Source organism: Nocardioides flavus (ex Wang et al. 2016) (assembly GCF_014653115.1).
GTDB classification, from domain to species: Bacteria; Actinomycetota; Actinomycetes; order Propionibacteriales; family Nocardioidaceae; genus Nocardioides; species Nocardioides flavus.
The window spans coordinates 1-20,460 of the sequence record NZ_BNAD01000021.1; the positions used below are offsets into that span (position 1 = coordinate 1).

17 protein-coding genes are annotated in these 20,460 nt (G+C 71.1%); 4 read left to right on the top strand and 13 right to left on the bottom strand.

What is annotated here, in order from left to right; genetic code table 11:
* A partial coding sequence (locus IE200_RS19380) for a 3'-5' exonuclease (protein WP_308433035.1) occupies positions 1-1,102 on the top strand: 1,102 nt, incomplete at its 5' end.
* 153 nt (positions 1,103-1,255) lie between these two features.
* On the opposite strand, the gene IE200_RS19385 is transcribed toward IE200_RS19380, so the two are convergent.
* The 3 genes from IE200_RS19385 to glnA all read right to left on the bottom strand — a co-directional run bounded on the left by IE200_RS19385 (position 1,256) and on the right by glnA (position 4,626).
* Positions 1,256-2,389 carry a site-specific integrase gene (locus tag IE200_RS19385; protein ID WP_229856846.1) on the bottom strand — a complete coding sequence of 378 codons (1,134 nt, stop codon included), beginning with the start codon at positions 2,387-2,389 and terminating at the stop codon, positions 1,256-1,258.
* Positions 2,390-2,548: 159 nt separating this feature from the next.
* Positions 2,549-2,824: a helix-turn-helix transcriptional regulator gene (locus IE200_RS19390; protein WP_229856847.1), complete on the bottom strand. Its 276-nt coding sequence runs from the start codon at positions 2,822-2,824 to the stop codon at positions 2,549-2,551.
* Between the two features lie 380 nt (positions 2,825-3,204).
* Positions 3,205-4,626, bottom strand: a complete 1,422-nt coding sequence (gene glnA, locus IE200_RS19395; protein ID WP_191281135.1) for a type I glutamate--ammonia ligase — start codon at positions 4,624-4,626, stop codon at positions 3,205-3,207.
* Between the two features lie 190 nt (positions 4,627-4,816).
* Between glnA and IE200_RS19400 the strand changes: the two genes are divergently transcribed.
* On the top strand, positions 4,817-5,197 hold the full coding sequence (locus tag IE200_RS19400) for an RDD family protein (protein WP_191281136.1): 381 nt from the start codon (positions 4,817-4,819) through the stop codon (positions 5,195-5,197).
* Between the two features lie 62 nt (positions 5,198-5,259).
* On the opposite strand, the gene IE200_RS19405 is transcribed toward IE200_RS19400, so the two are convergent.
* The 5 genes from IE200_RS19405 to lipB all read right to left on the bottom strand — a co-directional run bounded on the left by IE200_RS19405 (position 5,260) and on the right by lipB (position 9,813).
* Entirely contained in the window at positions 5,260-5,967 is a 708-nt protein-coding gene (locus IE200_RS19405; RefSeq protein WP_191281137.1) for a DUF4191 domain-containing protein, read from the bottom strand.
* Between the two features lie 47 nt (positions 5,968-6,014).
* A complete protein-coding gene (lipA, locus tag IE200_RS19410; protein WP_191281138.1) occupies positions 6,015-6,959 on the bottom strand; it encodes a lipoyl synthase in 945 nt (314 codons plus the stop codon).
* 58 nt (positions 6,960-7,017) lie between these two features.
* Positions 7,018-7,998, bottom strand: a complete 981-nt coding sequence (locus IE200_RS19415; protein WP_191281139.1) for a hypothetical protein — start codon at positions 7,996-7,998, stop codon at positions 7,018-7,020.
* Positions 7,995-8,972 (bottom strand): ABC transporter ATP-binding protein, encoded by a 978-nt coding sequence (locus tag IE200_RS19420; RefSeq protein ID WP_229856848.1) that lies wholly within the window; start codon positions 8,970-8,972, stop codon positions 7,995-7,997. The genes IE200_RS19415 and IE200_RS19420 overlap by 4 nt, the downstream gene beginning before the upstream one ends.
* An 88-nt stretch (positions 8,973-9,060) precedes the next feature.
* Positions 9,061-9,813 carry a lipoyl(octanoyl) transferase LipB gene (gene lipB, locus IE200_RS19425; protein ID WP_191281140.1) on the bottom strand — a complete coding sequence of 251 codons (753 nt, stop codon included), beginning with the start codon at positions 9,811-9,813 and terminating at the stop codon, positions 9,061-9,063.
* Positions 9,814-9,993: 180 nt separating this feature from the next.
* Here lipB and IE200_RS19430 point away from each other — a divergent pair, with 180 nt between their 5' ends.
* Positions 9,994-10,566, top strand: a complete 573-nt coding sequence (locus IE200_RS19430; RefSeq protein WP_191281141.1) for a hypothetical protein — start codon at positions 9,994-9,996, stop codon at positions 10,564-10,566.
* Here IE200_RS19430 and IE200_RS19435 read toward each other — a convergent pair.
* From IE200_RS19435 to lpdA, 4 genes are all read right to left on the bottom strand, one after another.
* Positions 10,512-11,402 carry a TIGR01777 family oxidoreductase gene (locus tag IE200_RS19435; RefSeq protein WP_191281142.1) on the bottom strand — a complete coding sequence of 297 codons (891 nt, stop codon included), beginning with the start codon at positions 11,400-11,402 and terminating at the stop codon, positions 10,512-10,514. The genes IE200_RS19430 and IE200_RS19435 overlap by 55 nt on opposite strands.
* Positions 11,403-11,451: 49 nt before the next feature.
* Positions 11,452-14,961 carry an ATP-binding cassette domain-containing protein gene (locus tag IE200_RS19440; RefSeq protein ID WP_229856850.1) on the bottom strand — a complete coding sequence of 1,170 codons (3,510 nt, stop codon included), beginning with the start codon at positions 14,959-14,961 and terminating at the stop codon, positions 11,452-11,454.
* Between the two features lie 134 nt (positions 14,962-15,095).
* Positions 15,096-17,015: a 2-oxoglutarate dehydrogenase, E2 component, dihydrolipoamide succinyltransferase gene (sucB, locus tag IE200_RS19445; RefSeq protein WP_191281144.1), complete on the bottom strand. Its 1,920-nt coding sequence runs from the start codon at positions 17,013-17,015 to the stop codon at positions 15,096-15,098.
* Between the two features lie 35 nt (positions 17,016-17,050).
* Positions 17,051-18,442 carry a dihydrolipoyl dehydrogenase gene (gene lpdA, locus IE200_RS19450; RefSeq protein WP_191281145.1) on the bottom strand — a complete coding sequence of 464 codons (1,392 nt, stop codon included), beginning with the start codon at positions 18,440-18,442 and terminating at the stop codon, positions 17,051-17,053.
* A gap of 131 nt (positions 18,443-18,573) precedes the next feature.
* On the opposite strand from lpdA, the gene IE200_RS19455 reads away from it, so the two are divergent.
* Positions 18,574-18,933, top strand: a complete 360-nt coding sequence (locus IE200_RS19455; RefSeq protein ID WP_191281146.1) for a hypothetical protein — start codon at positions 18,574-18,576, stop codon at positions 18,931-18,933.
* A 4-nt stretch (positions 18,934-18,937) separates the two neighbouring features.
* On the opposite strand, the gene IE200_RS19460 is transcribed toward IE200_RS19455, so the two are convergent.
* Positions 18,938-20,446 (bottom strand): leucyl aminopeptidase, encoded by a 1,509-nt coding sequence (locus tag IE200_RS19460; RefSeq protein WP_191281147.1) that lies wholly within the window; start codon positions 20,444-20,446, stop codon positions 18,938-18,940.
* Positions 20,447-20,460: the final 14 nt, after the last annotated feature.

The window sequence follows — 20,460 nt, forward strand, 5'->3', positions numbered from 1 at the left end:
GTTCCTCGCGACACGGACCACGTCGTCGCGGAACTCCTGGGGGTACGGCTTCGGCACAGTGCACATCCTTCCAGCGGCACCTCTCGGCACCACAGATCAGATGTCACCTATCCGTGCAGCAGTCCCCACCTTCGTGGGCGACCCACTTCAGGGCATCTACTCCTGGGCTGGTGCTGAGCCCGCCAAGGTGGAGGCCGAACTTCGAGAGATCTGCGGCGATCCGATTCCACTCACGGTCTCGTACCGCTCGTCGCCGGCCGTCCTAGCCATGTTGAACGGCGTCTCCGGTCGGCTTGGGGGAGGTGAACTGCAGGCCGCGAGTCCCGAGGACTGGCCCGGCGGTGGTGCCGCGTCTGTCTTCAAGCTGCCCTCGACCACCGATGAGGCCTCGTTCATCGCTGCAATCAGCGAACAGATCGTGAAGGCAGACCCGACCGCATCGGTGGGCGTCATCGCTCGGTCTGGATGGAGACGTGGCGAGATCGATCAGGCCTTCGCTGGCATGGCAGATGTCCCGTGCCGTAGGTGGGATCTTGCCATCGAGGACCCTGCAATCCTCGATCGCCTCCGGGCGGCCGTGGCTGGGATGCCCAAGGGGATCTCGTTCGAGGACGCACTCGCGCGGGTGATAGCGACGACCGACCCCAGCGATGTCGACACCCTCGAGCAGGTGCAAGACGCATTCGAACAACTCGAGGCGGTCGGCGCGGCGGGCGTCCGGTCCGCTCTGCAGCAGTTCCGACTCCGCCAGGATGATGCACCGATCGAACCGGGCGTTCATCTCTTGAACGCGCACACCGGCAAGGGACAACAGTTCGACTGGGTGTTCATCCCGGGTCTGGAGGAGCGCCACCTGCCTGATCGACGCTCCAGCAGCGGCGCGGCTTTGGCCGAGGAGGAGCGCGTGCTACTCGTCATGCTCTCTCGGGCAAAGCATGGCGTCGTGGTGACGTACGCACAGACGCTATCCGGGATGTACGGGCCCTATGCCTCCAAGCCGAGCCGATGGCTGTCCGGGCTCGCAGCTACCGCGACCATGAACTGGGAGCAGTTGGAGGCTCATCTGAATGAGCTCTATCCCAAGCAGGAAGCTGCCAAGTGAACTTCACCCGCAGGAACGTCGAGGCACTGGGGAGCCCGGTTTGCGGCAATGTCGGATCGGTCGATTCCGTGCCCGGCGAAGGGCCGCCTTCCGGCCGCGGTCAGGACATCGCTGCGTCGGTCCAGCCAACTTGTCTTGCCGGACTGGCGCCCGCTAGCTGCGGCACGGTTGCTCGAGTTCTCTGGAGGCTCCTTCTCCTGCGTGGCGCCCGGCTGCAAAGGCGGCATCCACTGCTGCACGGGTTCGCTCGGTGCTGCTGGGCATGAGATGGGTATAGGTGCGCAAAGTGAAGCCGGGGTCGCTGTGGCCGAGGTACTCGGACACGGCGCGAATCGATTCGCCGGCGTCTAGGAGCACGGAGGCGTACCAGTGGCGTAGGGCGTGCATGCCGTTGTCACGGGATTGCTCGATGCCCACATGGGCTTGGCCGGGCTTCCAGAGCCGTGTGTTGAAGTAGTTTCGGTTGAGGGCAGAGCGCTCGCGTGTGGTGAGTATGAGTCCTGCGCTCAAATTGGTGTTCGCCTGGGGAGTTCCCCACGGGAGTGTGACGCTACGTCGCGGGTAGGTGGCGAGGTGGCTACTGAGTTCCGTTGCGACGCTCTCGGGCAGGGGGACGGTGCGGGTCTTCTCGCCCTTCGGCAGGCCAAAGACGAGGCGGTTACCTCCGAACACCTTGACTTGTCGCCTGACCTCGACGACCCCGCGGAGGAAGTCGATGTCCTCGACCGCGAGCCCGAATACCTCGCCTTGGCGTAGTCCCAGCCCCGAACCTAACGTGACTGCGATCCTGTATTGGGGCGGAAGCGCGTCGTGCATGGAGGAGACCCATTCTGACGGCCAAGGCACCACCTTGCGACGCGAAGTTGCTGGCCTTGTCACTGAACTGGCCTTGCATGGATTCTTGGCAATCATGTCGTCGTCGACCGCAGCCGAGAAGATCGCAGACACGTTGGAGAAGATGACGCGCCGGTAGGTCTCGGCCATCTCCATCGAACGCAGGAGCTTCTGAATCGTCGACGGCTTAATCTGTCGCAGTTCGAGGTGTCCCAGCGTCGGGAACACGTGGAGCCTGAGTCGCAACTCAGTCGCCTCATAGGTCAGTGGACTGAAGGTCCGGCTGTCGAGCCACTCCTCGGCATAGGCCCGAAACGAGATCCTGCCGGCGTCGACATCAAGGTAGGTTCCACGGAGCTTGTCCGCCTCAACCGTGTTGCGGAATGCGACCGCCTCGGCTTTGCGTCTGAAGGTCTTGCGGCGCTGCCGCCCCTCGGGATCTCGATAGTTCACAACGTAACGAGGGCTCCCGTCGTCCGCTGGCCTACCGGGACTAATGCTGGCCATGGCTGTCCTTGGCAGAGTCCGACCGGGTGACCAGCAAGGCTGACGAACATCTGCGGCGTGGTGGCGCTAGAACCGATTCCGGCTGAGGCTGATGGCCTCTCGGTGTCACTGATTCTCCTCGAGTTGCACCGTCCAATTGATCACGGTTGCTGCCCGCCAGCGCAGGTGCTTTCCGACACGGAAGCCGGCCGGGCCGTAGCCCGTCGTCCGCCAGGAGTAGATGGTCTGCTTGGTCACGCCAAGGTAGGACGCGACATCGTCGATGTCCCACAGCTCTTCGGCGTCGACCAGCCTGGGTGCCCGGCTGCCGCGGCCTCCGCGCCGCCGCGGCCCAAAGATTCCCGGTTCCATAGCCGGCACGTTCGAGTTCGTTGCCATCATCAAGCCCCTCCTCGCGGCGTTGACGGACATTTGGTCTACGGGCACCTATGTCCGACGGCCGCATGGGAGCGATCACGTCGGAGGAAACGATGTGACGGCAAGATGACTCGGGCATCGCGGCGGTGGTCGCCAAACTGTGCGATGCCAGGCTGGTGGCTCGGGCAACCGACCCGGGCCGCGACCTACCCGAACAGGCCCCTGAGGACCGCGTGGCAGGAGATAGCGCTACCCAAATTTGTACCGGATTTGTAACAGACGAGCGGCTACCAACAGCAAACGCCGCCGAACGACCAAAAGGTCGCTCGGCGGCGTTTATGCAGGTCAGCGGCTGTTCTTTGCGGTCGTTCGGCGTTGCTGAATGACCGCAGCCGGAGGCCCGGTTAGATGTCGTAGTAGAGCTCGAACTCGTGCGGGTGGGGCCGCAGCTGGACCGGGGCGATCTCCTGGGTCCGCTTGAAGTGGATCCAGGTCTCGATCAGGTCGTCGGTGAACACGCCACCGGCCGTCAGGTACTCGTGGTCGGCCTCGAGCGCGTCGAGCACGGCGTTGAGGCTGGTCGGCACCTGGTCGATCTCGGCCATCTCGTCCGGCGGCAGCTCGTAGATGTCCTTGTCGATCGGGGCCGCGGGCTCCGTCTTGTTCTGGACGCCGTCGAGGCCGGCGAGCATGAGCGCGGCGAAGGCGAGGTAGGGGTTCGCCGACGGGTCGGGGAAGCGGGTCTCGACGCGCTTGGCCTTGGGGTTGGCGCCCGTGATCGGGATGCGGACCGAGGCGGAGCGGTTGCGCGAGGAGTAGACCAGCGAGATCGGCGCCTCGAAGCCGGGCACCAGGCGGTGGTAGGAGTTCACCGTCGGGTTGGTGAAGGCCAGCAGCGACGGGGCGTGGGCAAGGATGCCGCCGATGTACCAGCGGGCGGTGTCGGACAGCCCGGCGTACCCGGTCTCGTCGAAGAACAGCGGCTCGCCGTTCTTCCACAGCGACTGGTGCACGTGCATGCCGGAGCCGTTGTCGCCGAAGATGGGCTTCGGCATGAAGGTGACCGACTTGCCCTGCTCCCAGGCCGTGTTCTTGATGAGGTACTTGAACTTCATCACGTCGTCGGCGGCCTTGAGCAGCGTGTCGAAGCGGTAGTTGATCTCCGCCTGGCCGGCGGTGCCGACCTCGTGGTGGGCGCGCTCGACGAGCAGGCCGCTGGCCTCGAGGTTCTTGACCATGTCGGCGCGCAGGTCGCTGTAGTGGTCGTACGGCTCGACGGGGAAGTAGCCGCCCTTGAGGCGCGTCTTGTAGCCCTTGTTCTGGCCGTCGTCCTTGCCGGAGTTCCACCAGCCCTCGACGGAGTCGATGTGGTAGTAGCCCTCGTTGACGCCCGTGCTGTAGCGGACGTTGTCGAAGATGTAGAACTCGGCCTCGGGGGCGAAGTAGGCGGTGTCCGCGATGCCCGTCGAGTCGAGGTAGGCCAGCGCCTTGCGCGCGATGTTGCGCGGGTCGCGGCTGTAGGCCTCGCCGGTGATCGGGTCGTGGATGAAGAAGTTGACGTTCAGCGTCTTGGACTTGCGGAACGGGTCGAGGTACGCCGTGGTGGGGTCCGGGAACAGCGACATGTCGGACTCGTTGATGGCCTGGAAGCCGCGGATCGAGGAGCCGTCGAAGCCGAGGCCGTCGTCGAAGACGCTCTGGTCGAAGGAGGAGGCCGGGACCGTGAAGTGCTGCATCACGCCGGGCAGGTCGCAGAAGCGGACGTCGATCATCTCGACGCCCTCGTCCTTGATGAACTTCAGGAGCTCATCGGAGTTGTTGAACATTCGGTTCCTCCTTGACGGCGGCGCGCGCACGTCCAGTTTGCAGCGTTCGGGAGCGGAGCCTCGTTGCACCGTGCCGCCACGCTAGGTCGGAGCAGTTTCCAGACCGTATCCCGTTTGTTTCGCCCGTGTTACAGGTGCCCGGCGGATGGGCCGCCCCGGAGGCCCTCGGAGCGCCTCCTAGGCTGGGTGCGTGACCAGCGCTGTAACACCGGAGCTCGAGGCGGCCACCTGGGGCCGCCGCGTCCTGGCCCTCTTCGTCGACTGGGTGGCCTGCCTGGCCGTGGTCGAGGGGTTGGTGGCGGCCGGCGTGCTCTCCGGCAACCCCAACGGCCTCGGCACGCTGGCGCTGTTCGTCGTCGAGTCGACGTTGTTCACCGCGGTGGCCGGCGGCTCCTTCGGCAAGCTGGCCACGCGGCTGCGGGTCGTGCGCCGCGACGGTGGCGGACCGGTGTCGCTGGCGCGGGCGCTCGTACGCTCCGTGCTCGTCGCGCTGCTGCTGCCGCCGCTCCTGACCTTCGACGGGCGTGGTCTGCACGACGTGGCAGCGGGGACGCGGACGGTCACGGTCTGACCACTTCCCGCCGGGGTCTCGTGACGGTCGCTGCGCGACCTCCTCGACCAGCGGGTGGTGGTTCAGCGGCCGCGCTGCTGCGAGCGCATGCCCTTCATCGACGTCGGGATCGGTCCCTTGGGCAGCGGCAGCTTGCCGCGCTGGGCGTCGAGCGCCTTGAGCCGCTGGAGGATGTCGGTCATCTCGGCCGGCTTCACGTTGCGGCCCAGCTTCTGCACGTGGCGCACCAGCTTGGGCAGCGGCACCTCGCCGTCGCCGCGACCGCAGACGACCTCGTGGATCGGCACCCCGTAGGCGACGCGCTCGTGCTTCTTGCGCTCGGTGACCAGCAGCTGCCGGACCCGCGCGTTGCTGGAGCCCTCGCCCACCAGGACGATGCCGGGCGGGCCGACGACGCGGTGCACGACGTCCTGCTGCTTGGTGAACCCGACGACCGGGTCGACCTTCCAGCCACGGCGCAGCATCTGCAGCGCGCCGGCGCCCGCGGCGGGCTGGCCCTCCATCTGCGTGTACGCCGCGCGCTGGGCGCGGCGACCGAAGACGAGCAGCGCGCACAGCAGGCCGATCATCAGCGCACCGACCACCGAGATGATCCAGCCGAGGAGACCGTCGCCGGGCAGCACCCACATCAGCGCGAAGCCGAGGGCGGCGCCGAGCACGAAGACGCCCATCACGATCAGGCCGATGCGCGGGTCGCTCCGCTTGGCCATCTGGTAGGTCTGCATGATCTGCCCGCGGCGGGAGCTGGGCGTGGAGGCGGGGGTCGACATGAGGTGGCCTTGTCCGGTCAGGGGTTGAACAGGTTCGTGGGTGCAGGTCAGGCGGTCGCGGCGGCGGCGCGCGCGTCCATGGCCTGACCGTACAGCCGGCCGGCGCGGTAGGACGAGCGGACCAGCGGGCCGGACAGGGCGCCGGCGAAGCCGATCTCGTCGGCCTCTGCCTTGAGCTCGACGAACTCCTCGGGCTTGACCCACCGCTCGACGGGGTGGTGGCGCGGCGAGGGGCGCAGGTACTGGGTGATGGTGATGAGCTCGCAGCCGGCCTCGTGCAGGTCGCGCAGCGCCTGGGAGACCTCCTCGCGCGTCTCGCCCATGCCGAGGATCAGGTTGGACTTCGTCACCAGCCCGAAGTCACGGGCCTGGGTGATCACGTCGAGGGACCGGTCGTAGCGGAAGGCCGGCCGGATCCGCTTGAAGATCCGCGGCACCGTCTCCACGTTGTGGGCGAGCACCTCGGGACGGGACTCGAAGACCTCCTGCAGCAGGTCGGGCTTGCCGTTGAAGTCGGGGATGAGGTTCTCCACGCCCGTGTCGGGGTTGAGCTCGTGGATCGCGCGCACCGTCTCGGCGTACAGCCAGGCGCCGCCGTCGGGCAGGTCGTCGCGGGCGACGCCGGTGATCGTGGCGTAGCGCAGCTGCATCTTCTGCACCGACTCCGCCACGCGGCGCGGCTCGTCGCGGTCGAGGGCCTGCGGCTTGCCGGTGTCGATCTGGCAGAAGTCGCAGCGGCGCGTGCACTGGTCGCCGCCGATGAGGAAGGTGGCCTCGCGGTCCTCCCAGCACTCGAAGATGTTGGGGCAGCCCGCCTCCTGGCACACCGTGTGCAGGCCCTCGGACTTCACGAGGTTCTGCAGCGAGGTGTACTCCGGGCCCATCTTGGCCCGGGTCTTGATCCACTCCGGCTTGCGCTCGATCGGGGTCTCGGCGTTGCGGACCTCGAGACGGAGGAGCTTGCGTCCTTCAGGGGCGGGAGCAGTCGTCACGCCCGCCACTCTACGACGGGGGGCAGGGGCCCCCAACTCACGCCTCGTACGTCCTCGCTCAGGGCACGTCGCGCCTCTGCGTCGCCCACATCGACAGCGCGACCGCGGCGACGACGACCACGCCCAGCACCGTGCCTCCGCCGACCGCCGACAGCACCCGCTCGCAGCTCCCGGTCACCGAGCCGTCGGGTGCCTGCACGCAGGCCGAGGGGTCGTAGTAGGGGAAGCCGCCGAGGACGAAGGCCAGGAAGTTGGTGGGCAGCAGCCACCGCACTGCGTCGTCGCCGAGGATCGCGACGACGAGGAGCGACCCGGCGATCGCCACCCCGAACATCAACGACAGGGTCGCCACCGTGCTGCGGAACAGCATCGTGAGGGCGTAACCGAGCAGGCCGGCCAGCCCGATGGCGAGGACCCCGCGCGCCTGCGTCTCCCAGATGGTGCTCCACACCCCGGGGCCGGCGGCGATGTCGCGGCTCGACGCGAGGAGCGCGGCGCCGCCCCAGAACAGGGCCAGCACGGCGGCGCCGACGACGACGCCGGTCAGCAGCACGGCGGCGCCCTTGGCGATCCACAGGCGACGTCGTCTCGGCTCGAACAGCAGCTGGTTGCTCATCGAGCCGGTGTTCCAGTCGTGGCCGGCGTACGTCGTGCCGATCAGCATCAGCAGGCCGGTGAGGATGGTGATGGCGGCGGCGCCGACGTCGGTGCGCAGCGCGGTGAGCTCGAGCTCGCTGCGGTAGAGGTAGTTCTCCCAGCGGGGGGTCATCGCCTCCGCGCAGTCGCTCGCCACCGCGCCCGGTCCCAGGTACATCTCGGGCTCGGCCTCGCAGGCGGTGATCTCGTCGGCGACCCAGGGCTGGGCGGCGTCGCGTGCGGCCATCTCCCTGGCCTCGGCGATGTCGGCGTCGCTGATCGGGCGGGTCTCCCACGCGTAGCCGCCGAGCAGGACGAGCGGCACGGCGATGCAGGCCAGGAGCAGCACGACGACCGCACGGCGCCAGCGCAGCCGGGTCAGCTCCACGCGCAACAGCCTCATCGGACCTCCTCCAGCATCGTCGTGGCCCCCGGGGCCGTCCCAGGCGTCGCGCCCATCCGGTCGTCGGCGGTGAGGTCGAGGAAGATCGTCTCGAGGTCGGCGCGCACCGGTGTCAGCTCGGACAGGTACAGACCGGCCGCTGCGAGCACGCGGGTGATGTGGTCGCCCGGCTCGTCGGTGACGACGTCGAGGGAGCCTGCCTCATGCCTGACCGTCATGCCGGCGGCCTCGAGGGCCGCTCGGGCCGCGGCCGGGTCGCCGACCCGGAGCCGGTAGGACGTCCCGCCGAGCAGGTCCTCCACCTTGCCCGAGGCCAGCATCCGGCCGTTGCCGATGATGGTGGCGCTGGTGCACACCTGCTGCACCTCGGCCAGGATGTGCGAGCTGAGGAGGACGGTGACACCCGCGTCGCCGAGGCCGCGGATCAGCTCGCGGATCTCGCGGATCCCTGCCGGATCGAGGCCGTTGGTCGGCTCGTCGAGGATCAGCAGGTCGGGAGTCTTGAGCAGCGTCGCCGCGATCGCCAGGCGCTGCTTCATGCCCAGCGAGTAGGACTTGTAGCGGTCCTCGGCCCGCTCGCCGAGCCCCACGCGGTCCAGCGCCTCGTCGACGACGGCGCGACCCACCCCGACCGAGCCGGCGAGCAGGAGCAGGTTCTGCCGGGCGGAGAACGTGGGGGAGAACTTGGGTGACTCCACGACCGCGCCGACGCGCCCGATCACCTCGGGCAGGCGTTCGGGCACCGGCGTGCCGAAGAGCGCCATCGTGCCGGCGGTCGGCCGGGCGAGTCCGAGCAGCATCCGGATGGTCGTGGTCTTCCCGGACCCGTTGGGCCCCAGGAAGCCGTGCACCCCGCCACGCGGCACCGCGAGGTCGAGGTCGGCGACCGCGACCCTGCTGCCCTGCCTGCCGGTGAACTCCTTGCGCAACCCGGTGGTCTCGATGACCAGGTCCTCGCCGCTCGTGCTCGCCACGACGCCCCCTCCCGGCGTCGACCTGACGCCTCCCCGTCGGGAGGGAACTCTGACAGGTGCTGCTGAGGGGTGCCCCGACGACGCGCCGTCAGAGTCCCGGGGTGATGAGCTCGATCCGGGGGCCGCGGCCAGGCTCGGGACGCGGGTCGTAGTCGGGGGTCGCGTCGTAGGGCTGCCACGACAGGTACGCCGCGAGGTGCTCGCGCACGCTCGGCAGCACGTCGTCGACCGTGACGTCGCGACCGAGCTCCCGGCTCAGCGAGGTGACGCCGGCGTCGGCGATGCCGCACGGCACGAACCGGTCGTACCAGCCGAGGTCCACGTCGCAGTTGAGTGCGAAGCCGTGCATGGTCACGCCGCGGCTGACCCGGATGCCGATCGCGGCGATCTTGCGCTCCGGGCCCCGGGTGTCCTCGCGCAGCCAGACGCCGCTGCGGCCGGGGATGCGGGCCGTGGTCACCCCGAGGTCCGTGCACACCGCGATCAGGGCCTCCTCGACGCGGCGCACGTAGTCGACGACCTTGACGTGGTCGGGCAGCCGCACGATCGGGTAGCCCACGAGCTGGCCGGGGCCGTGGAAGGTGATCTTGCCGCCGCGGTCGACGTCGATGACGGCCGCGCCGCCCGGGTCGAGGGGCCGCTCGTGCGGGTCGGTGCGCTTGCCGGCGGTGAAGACGGGCGGGTGCTCGAGCAGCAGCACGGTGTCGGGGCGCGAGGCCGCGACGACCTCCTCGTGGACCCGGCGCTGGACGTCCCACGCGGCCAGGTAGTCCACGGCGTCGTCGCCGAGACCGGCGACCTCGAAGTCCAGCCGGTGCGCGGCGTCCTGGTCGAGGGGCATGTCCCGAGCGTACGCCCGCGGGCGCCTGGGGCATGGTCGGGCCCGGTATCTGAGGACACCCTGGTCGCGCCGGGACCCCGATCACGACCATCACGTCCTCAGACATCCCTTTCGGAGACCTTCGACCGGTGCCTGTGGATGACGCCTGCAGCGATCGCGTGGATCGACCACGCTGGGGAGATGGATCCGCGTCGCCTGCTCCCCGTCCTCACCGCCGCCGCCTGCGCGCTAGTCGTGGCGACGCTCGTGGTCGGCCACGGGAGGCCGGACGAGGTCGGCCGGGCGGCCGCGCCGCGCGCCCAGGTGAGCGGCGCTGCATCCGCCGTGTCGCCGAGCGAGCCGGCGGCGGTGCTCGCCGAGTGGGACGAGCGGCGCTCCGCCGCCTGGGCGAAGGGCGACGCGACCGCGTTGACGGCCCTGTACGTCCCAAGGTCGCGCAGCGGTGCGGCAGACGTACGGCTGCTGCGCGCGTGGGCGGCGCGCGGGCTCCGGGTCGAGGGACTGACGACGCAGCTGCTCGGCCTCCGTGTCGTCGAGCGGTCGTCGCGGCGGCTGGTGCTGCGGGTCACCGACCGCGTCGCTGGGGGAGTGGCCGTCGGAGGAGGCGCACCGGTCGCGCTGCCGGCCGACCGTGCGTCCACGCGCCGCGTGGTGCTCGTGCGGCAGCGGGGGGACTGGCTGGTGGAGGAGGTGCGCGATCAGGAGAGGGCGGCGGCGAGGACCTCGCGGACGTCCTCGTCCTCGAAGTCGTAGCCCGCGCGCTCGAGCGCGGCCGGTCGGGCGTTGACCGAGCCGAGCAGCTCGGGCGCGAGGTCGCCCGCGGCCATCCTCATCAGGGGGGCGGGCACGGCCAGGAAGGCCTTGCGGTGCAGCGCGGCGGCGAGCGCCTCGGTGAACTCGGCGTTGGTCGGGGTGTGCGGGCAGCACAGGTTGAACGCCCCGGACACGTCGCGGGACTCGAGGAGGTAGCTCACCGCGCCGATCCAGTCGCGCAGCGAGATCATCGGCATGAACTGGCGACCCGACCCCAGCCGCGCGCCACCGCCGGCCTGGAACAGCAGCCGCAGCTGCTTGAGCGGCGGCGACGTGCGGTCCATGACAGGAGCGGTGCGGAGCTCGCAGACGCGGGCGCCGGCCTCGCGGGCCGGGTCGGCCGCGGCCGACCAGGCGTGCGAGACCTGCGTGAGGAAGGCCTGGCCCACCGACGCGGTGTCCTCGGTGACGACCACGTCGCCGTGGTCGCCGTACCACGCGATGCCGTTGCCGGCGAGGAACGCCGCCGGGCGCTCGGTCGCGGCGATCGTCTCGGCCAGCAGGCGCGTCGTGGACACGCGCGACTCCAGCACCTCCTCCGACCACTTCCGCGAGTGCGGGTTGCCGGCGATGCTCGCGCCGGCGAGGTTGACCACCGCGTCGGCGCGCTCCACGACGGCCGCGTCGATCCACCCGGCTGCTGGGTCCCACTGGGACTCGTGGGCCGAAGCCGGTGCGCGGCGCACGAGCGCAGTCACCTCGTGCCCGTGCACCCGCAGGTGTTCGGACAGGTGGGTGCCGAGGAAGCCAGAGGCACCTGCGATGACGACGCGCATGCCACCACCCAACCATGCGGCCAAAGCCGCTGACCGGGGTCCGGTCCGCTCAGCCCGCCAGGTGGGCCCAGCGTGCGGAGAGCTCGTGCCAGGGGCCCTCGTCGACCACCCGTCCGGAGTCGAGCACCACGACGCGGTCGGCCTGCGCGAGCGCGGCGGCCTTGCTGGTCGCCCCGACGACCGCGGTGCCCCGGGCGCGCAGGGCCTGCCACAGCTCGATCTCGGTGGCCGCGTCGAGCGCCGACGAGACGTCGTCGGCCAGCAGCATGTCGGCCTCCGTGGCCAGGGCCCGGGCCAGCGCGAGGCGCTGCACCTGCCCGCCGGAGAGGCGTACGCCGCGGTGGCCGACGAGCGAGTCGGGTCCACCGGCCTCCGACACGTCGCGGCCCATGCGCGCGGACTCGAGGGCCGGCATGACCTCGCGGTCGCCGTGGTCGAGCGCGACGTTGCCCGTGAACGTGCCGGACAGCACCCGCGGCACCTGGGCGACGTGGGCCACCCGGCCCGGGCGCAGGGTGGTCTGCGGGTCGTCGACCAGCCGGTCGTTCCACCGGATCTCGCCGGTGCTGCCCACGAGCCCGGCCAGCGCGCCGAGCAGGCTGGACTTGCCGGAGCCGACCTGACCGAGCAGCAGGACCAGCTCACCGGCCCGTACGTCGAGGTCGACGTCCTGGACGCCGAGCGTGCCGTCGTCGTGGACGGCACCGAGCCCGCGGACCGAGAGCGTGCGCAGCGGGTCGCGGTGCGGCACGGGCGGCTCGGGCCCGGTGCCGTGGACGAGGTCGACGCCCGGCGGGAGGTCCATCAGGTCGCCGCCGCCGGCGAGCTCGCTGGTGGCGTTCATCCAGGCGCGGGTGCCGGGGGCCTCGGTGACCACCGACCCGGCGACCCGGCCGAACCAGTCGAAGCCGCTCACGGCGTTGGCGACCAGCAGGGCGGTGGCGAGCTCCCACTGACCGGTCAGCAGGCCGCCCCAGGCGGCGACGACGCCGCACTGGACCATCACGACCGGCACGCCGTCGAGCAGCGCCTGCACCCGGTGCTCCCGCACGGCCGCGTCGACGCGGCCACCGTCGACCTCGCGGAGGTGCCGGTGGACCTGCGGTGTCGCGGCGGCGAGCTTGACGGTGCGCACCGACTCCAGCGCGGAGACCAGCGACTGCCCGAACCTCGCGCGCGCGGTGGAGGCGGCCGCGGCCGAACGGCCCGCCACGCGTCGCCCGAGCGTCGAGGCGAGCGCCGAGGCGACCATGACCGTCAGCAGCACCGCGCCGGCGACCCAGGTCTGCGCGATCAGCGCGGTCACCAGGGCGACGAGGAGACCGTTGACGAAGTCGACCCAGCGGTCGGTGTAGCGGGCGAGGCGGTCGGCGTCCATCGTGCGGGCCACGACCTCGCCGGGCGGCGTGCGCAGCAGGCGGCGCTGCGACGTCTGGCCGTGCAGGACCGCGGCGCGCACCCGCAGGCGCACCTCCACCCACCAGTGGGGGTAGGTGCGGAACGCCTGGGCCAGCAGGAACGGTCCGACCAGGAGCGAGCCGACGAGTGCCAGCACGAGCAGGCCCGGCTGCTGCCCGGCCTGGAGGTCGGTGACCACGCGCCCCCACACCCACCCGGTCACCGCACCGAAGGCGCCGGTGAGGGAGGCGAGGAGGAACAGCAGCGCGCCCAGCAGGCCCCACTGGGGCTGGATGCTGATGGTGTGGAGCACCTGTCGCGCCAGGCTCGGGGTCGGCGCGAGCTCGGGAGGAGCCGGCGGAGTGGTGCTGCGGCGCACGGACCCGATGGAGGAGTCGTCGTGGTGGTGCTCCTCGACGACGGCCTCGTGGGCCGCGGCCTCGAGCAGGTCGCGGAACGGGCCGGCCTCCGTGGCGAGCCGGGCCCGGGGACCCTGCTGGACCACGCGACCCGACTCGAGCACCGCGACCTGCTCGGCGCGCTCGGTCGTGGACAGGCGGTGCGCGACGAGGATGCCGGTGCGCCCGGAGATCAGCCGGTCCGCGGCGCGCACGACGCGCGCCTCGGTCACCGGGTCCATCCGGGCGGTGGCCTCGTCTAGCACGACCACGCTGACGTCGCGCACCAGGAGCCGGGCGAAGGCGACCAGCTGCTCCTCGCCGGCCGAGAGCGTGGTGCCGCCGGGGCCGAGGACGGTCTCGAGGCCGTCGGGCAGGCCGGCGACCCAGTCGGTGAGGCCGAGCTCGGCCACGGCCGCCTCCACGATGCTGCGCGGGACGTCGTCGAAGAGGGCGATGTTGTCGGCGAGCGTGCCGGCGAGGACCTCGGTGCGCTGGGTGACGACGCCGACCGCGGACCGCAGCGCCTGCAGGTCGAGGTCGAGGACGTCGACCCCGCCGAGGAAGACCGAGCCGCGCGGCGGCTCGACCGCGCGGGAGAGCAGCGAGGCCAGCGTGGACTTGCCCGAGCCGGTGCGACCGACCAGCGCGCAGGTGTGGCCGGCGGTGAGGAGCAGGTCGACGTCGCGGAGCGCGAACGTCCCGGTGCCGTAGCCGAACTCCAGGTGCCGGAACTCCACGTCGAGCGGACCGTGCGGCACCGGCAGGCCGCCCACCGGCTCGGCGGGGGAGGCCATCATCGCGCGCAGGCGCAGCACCGCGCCGAAGCCCTCCTGCAGGTCGGGCAGGTGGCGGGCCAGCATGTCGACGCCGCCGACGAACATCGTCGTGACGAGGAACAGCGTGACCAGCCGGGCGGTGGTGAGGTCGCCGGAGAGGACCAGCGCGACGCCGACGACGCCGACGGCCGCGAGGGCGCCGTGGAGCAGGCCGCCGCTGCGCCGGGTGATGCGGACCTCGACGGCGAGCACCGCGTCGAGGGTGCGGTGCACGACGGACGCCAGGTGGGCGTTGCGGCGCAGGACGTGCGCCTGCCCGAGCGACGTGCGCAGGTCGTCACGGGCGGCGACGCCCTCCTCGGTCGAGGCGGCGTGGTCGGTCCAGGCGGCCTCCTCGAGGACCTTCTTCTGCGCGACCTGCGGCAGCAGCCGGCGTACGACGAGGTAGGCCACCACCGCGGTGAGCGGGAACAGGAACGCGGCGGGCCACCACGTCAGCGACGCGACCACCCACAGCGGGCCGGAGGCGAGGAGGGTGCGCGCGGCCTGCCACACGCCCCACCGCATGAGCTGGCCCACCTCCCAGGTGTCGTCGTCGATCCGGTCGAGGACCTCACCGACGGCCTGCTCGGAGAGCTCGGAGAGCGGCTGGGCCATCGCGGCGTCCAGCAGGTCGGCGCGCAGCCGGCCCTCGGCGCGGTCGCAGATCGTCGCCCAGATGGTCTTGGCCACGGTGTCGATGACCGCTCCGCCGACCACGCACACCGCGAGCAGCACCAGCAGCACCCGGGTCGGGTCCTCGGCGAGACGACCCGCGACCATCGAGCCGAGCGAGGCCGCGATCGCGCCGACGAGCGACATCGAGAAGCAGACGTAGGTCAGCGGACGGCGCACGCGGCGCCAGTCGACGGGCACACGACCGGCCGGCAGGCCGTCGGTCGCGGAGGTGGTCGCCGGTGCCGTCTGGGTCTGGATCTCGGTCACCGTCACAAGCACAGGACGTTACGTGTCGGCACCGACACTGCGCGCCTCATTTTCGTGTGACCCTGGCGACTGGCCGGACGAACGACGACGCCCCGTCCGCAGGTGCGGACGGGGCGTCGTACGGGCGGCGGGGCTCAGACCTCGAACTGGCCCGCCTCGAGGCGCTTCTTGACCTCCTGGAGGAACCGGCCGGCGTCGGCGCCATCGACCAGGCGGTGGTCGTAGGTCAGCGACAGGTGGACCATGTGGCGCACCGCGATCGTCTCGCCGAGGTTGGGGTCGTCGATCACGACGGGCCGCTTGACGACCGCACCGGGACCGAGGATCGCGACCTGCGGCTTGTTGATGATCGGGGTGTCGAAGAGTGCCCCGAAGCTGCCGAGGTTGGTGATCGTGAACGTCCCGCCCGACAGCTCGTCCGGGGTGATCTTGTTGGTGCGGGTGCGCTCGGCCACGTCGGCGATCTTCTTGGCCAAGCCGGCGATCGACAGGTCGCCCGCCTCCTTGACGACCGGGGTGAGCAGGCCCTTCTCGGTGTCCACGGCGAACGCGATGTTCTCGCGGTCGAAGTAGGTCACCTCGCCCTTCTCGGTGTCGATCGCCGCGTTGAGCTTGGGGTGCAGCTTGAGCGAGTCGATGGCGGCCTTGGCGAAGAACGGCAGGTAGGTCAGCTTCACGCCCTCGCGAGCCTGGAAGTCGGCCTTCGACGCCTCGCGCAGCCGGGCGATCGCGGTGACGTCGACCTCCATGACCTGCGTCAGCTGCGCGGACTCCTGCAGCGACTCGACCATGCGCGAGGCGATCACCTTGCGCAGGCGCGAGAGCGGCTCGGTGGTGCCGCGCAGCGGCGACGGCGAGGCCGACGACGGAGCGGCGGCAGCCGGCGGAGCACCCGCGGCGGCCGGGGCGGCAGCAGGAGCGGCGGCAGGAGCGGCGGCAGGAGCGGCGGCAGCCTCCTTCGCGGCGGCAGCGGCGTCCAGCACGTCCTGCTTGCGGATGCGACCACCGACACCGGTGCCCTCCACCGAGGCGAGGTCCACACCGTGCTGGTCGGCCATCTTGCGCACCAGCGGGGTGACGTAGGCCGTCTGGTCGCGGCCGCCGTCGGAGCTGCCGGACGAGGGGGCCTGGGGCGAGGGCGCCGGCGCGTCCTGCTTCGGGGCCTCCTGCTTCGGGGCCTCCTGCTTCGGGGCCTCCTGCTTCGGGGCCTCCTGCTTCTCGGACTCCGGGGTCTCGTCGCCGGCGGGCAGCTCGCCCTTCTCCTCGGCGATCTGCTCCTCCTGCTCGGCCTTCTTCTCGGCCTGCTCCTCGTCCTTGGGCTGCGCCTCGGGCTCGGCCTGGGCGGGGGCGTCGTCGGCCGAGCCGATCACGGCCAGCTCGGCGCCGACCTCGACCGTCTCGTCCTCCTCGGCCTTGATCTCCAGCAGCGTGCCGGCGACCGGGGACGGGATCTCGGTGTCGACCTTGTCGGTGGAGACCTCGAGCAGAGGCTCGTCGACTGCCACCTCGTCCCCGACCTGCTTGAGCCAGCGGGTGACGGTGCCCTCGGTGACGGACTCGCCGAGCGCGGGCAGGGTCACCGACGTGCCGGAGCCGCCGGAGCCGCCCGACGAGCCGGATGCGGCCTGCTCGGCGGCGGGCTCGGACTCCGCGGGGGCGTCGTCCTTCTCGGACTCGGGGGTCTCGTCACCGGGCGGGAGCTCGCCGGTCTCCTCGGCGACCTGCTCCTCCTGCTCGGACTTCTTCTCCGACTCCTGCTCGTCCTGGGGCTGGGCCTCGGGCTCGGCGGAACCGGATGCGTCGCCGGCGCTCTCGCCCTCCTCGCCCACGACCGCCAGGACGGCGCCGACCTCGACGGTGTCGTCCTCCTCGGCCTTGATCTCCAGCAGGGTGCCGGCGACAGGGGACGGGATCTCGGTGTCGACCTTGTCGGTGGAGACCTCGAGCAGCGGCTCGTCGACGGCGACCGTGTCACCGACCTGCTTGAGCCAGCGGGTGACGGTGCCCTCGGTGACGGACTCGCCGAGTGCGGGGAGGGTGACTTCGGAGGCCATGTGGTTCCTTCGCTCGCGTGTGGGTGGGGGGTGTCTCAGGAGTGGGCGTGCAACGGCTTCCCGGCGAGTGCCAGGTGGGCCTCGCCGAGGGCCTCGTTCTGGGTGGGGTGCGCGTGCAGGAGCGGCGCGACGTCGTCGGCGTGCGCCTCCCAGTTGTAGATCAGCTGCGCCTCGCCGATGAGCTCGCCGACGCGGTCGCCCACCATGTGGACGCCGAGGACCGGGCCGTCGGTGAGGCCGACGAGCTTGACGAACCCCTGGGTCTGCAGGATCTGGCTCTTGCCGTTGCCACCGAGGTCGTAGGTCACGGTGGTCACCGCGTCGCCGTGCCGCTCGCGCGCGGTCGCCTCGTCGAGGCCGACGGAGGCGATCTCGGGGTGGGAGTACGTCACGCGGGGGATGCCGGTCTCGTCGATCGGACGGGGATCGAGTCCGGCGATGTCCTCGGCCACGAAGATGCCCTGCTGGAACCCGCGGTGGGCGAGCTGGAGGCCGGGCACGATGTCGCCCACGGCGTACACGCCGTCGACGTTGGTGCGGCACCGCTCGTCGGTGAGGACGAAGCCTCGGTCCATCTCGACACCCTGCTCGGCATAGCCGAGCCCCTCGGTGACGGGGCCGCGGCCGACGGCGACGAGGAGCACCTCGGCCTCGATGACGTCACCACCCTCCACGGTGACGGCGACGCCGGTGTCGGTCGTCTGCACGCTCTGGAAGGACGTGCCGGTGCGGAATGCGATCTTGCGCTTGCGGAACGCCCGCTCGAGGGCCTTCGACGACGCCTCGTCCTCGGCCGCGACCAGTCGCGGCAGCGCCTCGACGATCGTGACGTCGGAGCCGAACGACCGCCACACGCTGGCGAACTCGCAGCCGATCACGCCGCCGCCGAGCACGATGGCGGAGGCCGGGACGCGGTCGAGGCGCAGCGCGTGCTCGGAGGTGATGACCTTCTCGCCGTCGACCTCGAGGCCGGGCAACGACTTGCTGTAGGAGCCGGAGGCGAGGACGACGGACTTGCCGGTGTAGGCCGTGCCGTCGACGGTGACCTCGCGCGCTCCGGTGAGGACGCCGGAGCCCTCGATGACGGTGATGCCGCGCGACTTGACCAGCCCGGTCAGGCCCTTGAACAGCCGGTCGACGACCTTGTCCTTGTAGGCGTTGACGCCGGCCATGTCGATGCCGTCGAGGGTGGCGGTGACGCCGAACTGGGCGGCCTCGCGTGCGGAGTCGGCGACCTCAGCGGAGTGGAGCAGGGCCTTGGTCGGGATGCAGCCGACGTGGAGGCAGGTGCCGCCGAGCTTGCCCCTCTCAACCAGGCCGACGCTCAGGCCCAGCTGGGCCGCTCGCAGGGCGCAGGCATAGCCGCCCGAACCAGCCCCGAGTACGAGGACGTCGAACTCACCGTCCGCCACTGATTCCCTCCACATGCTCGACTCGCCCGAGAGTCACGGGCGCGACCATCTTTGCACTCTTCGTGAGCCTGTCCACACCGGGTCGGGTGGGGTGTTCCCGCGTGGTCGGCGGACGTCGTGAGGAACGTCTGGGCAGAATGTGCGTCATGGGCCTGTTCGACAGATTCCGCCGCAAGGGGCGCACCAGTGCTCCGGCGAGGGACGCCGCTCGCACCGGCTCGACCCGCGTCCGCGCCTCCGACAGCGAGGACGCGCGGCACCTGGAGAACTTCGTGCGCACGCGCCAGGGCGTGGAGGGCTTCGTCGAGCCGCGCACCGCCGTCAGTGACGTGACGATCCTGCTCGTCGCGCACGACGGCGAGTGGACCCGTCGCCGCGTGCCGAGCGTGAAGTGGGCGCACGAGTTCGCCAACCGCCACCGCGTGCCGTCGTACGACGCGGCGGTGGTCGGCGTGCCGCAGCGCATGCGCGACTACAACCGCCGCCGCAAGGCCGAGGGGATCTAGGGCCTCAGGCGCGCCCGGCGAGCGAGCGGGCGTACTCGACGAGGGTGGTGACGCCGAACCCGGTGGCACCCGCCGGCACGTGGCCGTAGGGGGAGTTGAGGTTCATCTCCTTGCCGGCGATGTCGAGGTGCACCCACGGCAGCCCGCCGGTGAACTCGCGCAGGAACGCCGCGGCGTACAGCCCGCCGCCCCAGCGGACCCAGTCGTGCTGGAGCAGGTCGGCGACCTTGGAGCTGGTCACCCGCTCCTTCATCTCCTCCGGGATCGGCATCCGCCAGTGCTGCTCACCGGCGGCGGCGCCGGCGGCGAGGACGGCGGGCACGTGATCGTCGGTGCCCATCACGGCGCCGACCTTGTCGCCGAGGGCGAGCTGCATGTGCCCGGTGAGGGTGGCGATGTCGACGACCACGTCGGGCTCCTCGAGCACGGCCAGCGAGAGCGCGTCGCCGAGGAGCATGCGGCCCTCGGCGTCGGTGTTGGCGATCTCGACGGTCGTGCCGTTGTGCATCGTGATGACGTCGCCGGGCCGGGTGGCCGTGGCCGAGACCATGTTCTCGGCCATGGGCGCGAACGCCGTCACCTTCACCGGCAGCCCGAGGCGGGCGATCGCGAGGGTGGCGGCGACGACGGTGGCGGCTCCGGCCATGTCGCCCTTCATGTTGGTCATGCTGGAGGACGGCTTGATGGTCAGGCCGCCGGAGTCGAAGGTGACGCCCTTGCCCACGAGAGCGAGGTGGGCGACGGCGTCGGCAGGGTCCCAGGTCAGCTTGACCAGGCGCGACGGCGCGGCCGAGGAGTCGCCGACGCTGAGGATGCCGCCGCAGCCCATCTCGGCGAGCTGCTCGTGGTCGAAGACCTCGAGCGCCACCTTCGGGGCGCCGCGACCCTTGGTGACCTCCTTGTGTGCGGCGGTGACCAGCTCGGCCAGGAGCGGGGGCGTGCAGTCGCGCGGCGGGGTGTTGACCCAGTCGCGGGTCAGCGCGACCGCGTCGGCGAGGACCTGCGCGCGCTCGAGCGCGGCGACGGCGTCGGCCTTGCGCGCGATCGGGCTGAGCACGACCACGTCGGTCGGCTCGGTCGTCTCGGCCCTCGACGACTTGTAGGCGGTGAAGGTGTAGCCGCCGAGGCGGTGGCCCTCGACGACGGCGGCGACGAGCCCGGGCGTCTCGCTGGGCAGGGCGAGGGCGACCGAGGCGGCGTTGGGGACGCTGCGGGCCGCGACGCCCGCGGCCCGGCGCACGGCGACCTCGTCGGACGGGTCCTCGCCCAGGCCGACGAAGACCAGCAGGGAGGCGTTGACCTCGTCGCGGCTCGTCGCCTTGACGGCCTCGCCGGGCTTGCCGGTCACGCCCAGCGTGGACAAGAAGGGGCGGAGCCGGCGACCGTACGCCGCGCTGACGTCCTCGGCCGCGTCGCACAGCCGCGGTCCCTTCGGGCCGGCGACCACGCCGACGACGACGGCGTCGGCTCGGGTCTTGGCGGGGCTGGCGGTGCGCAGGGAGTACGTGGTCACCCGCGCATGCTAGG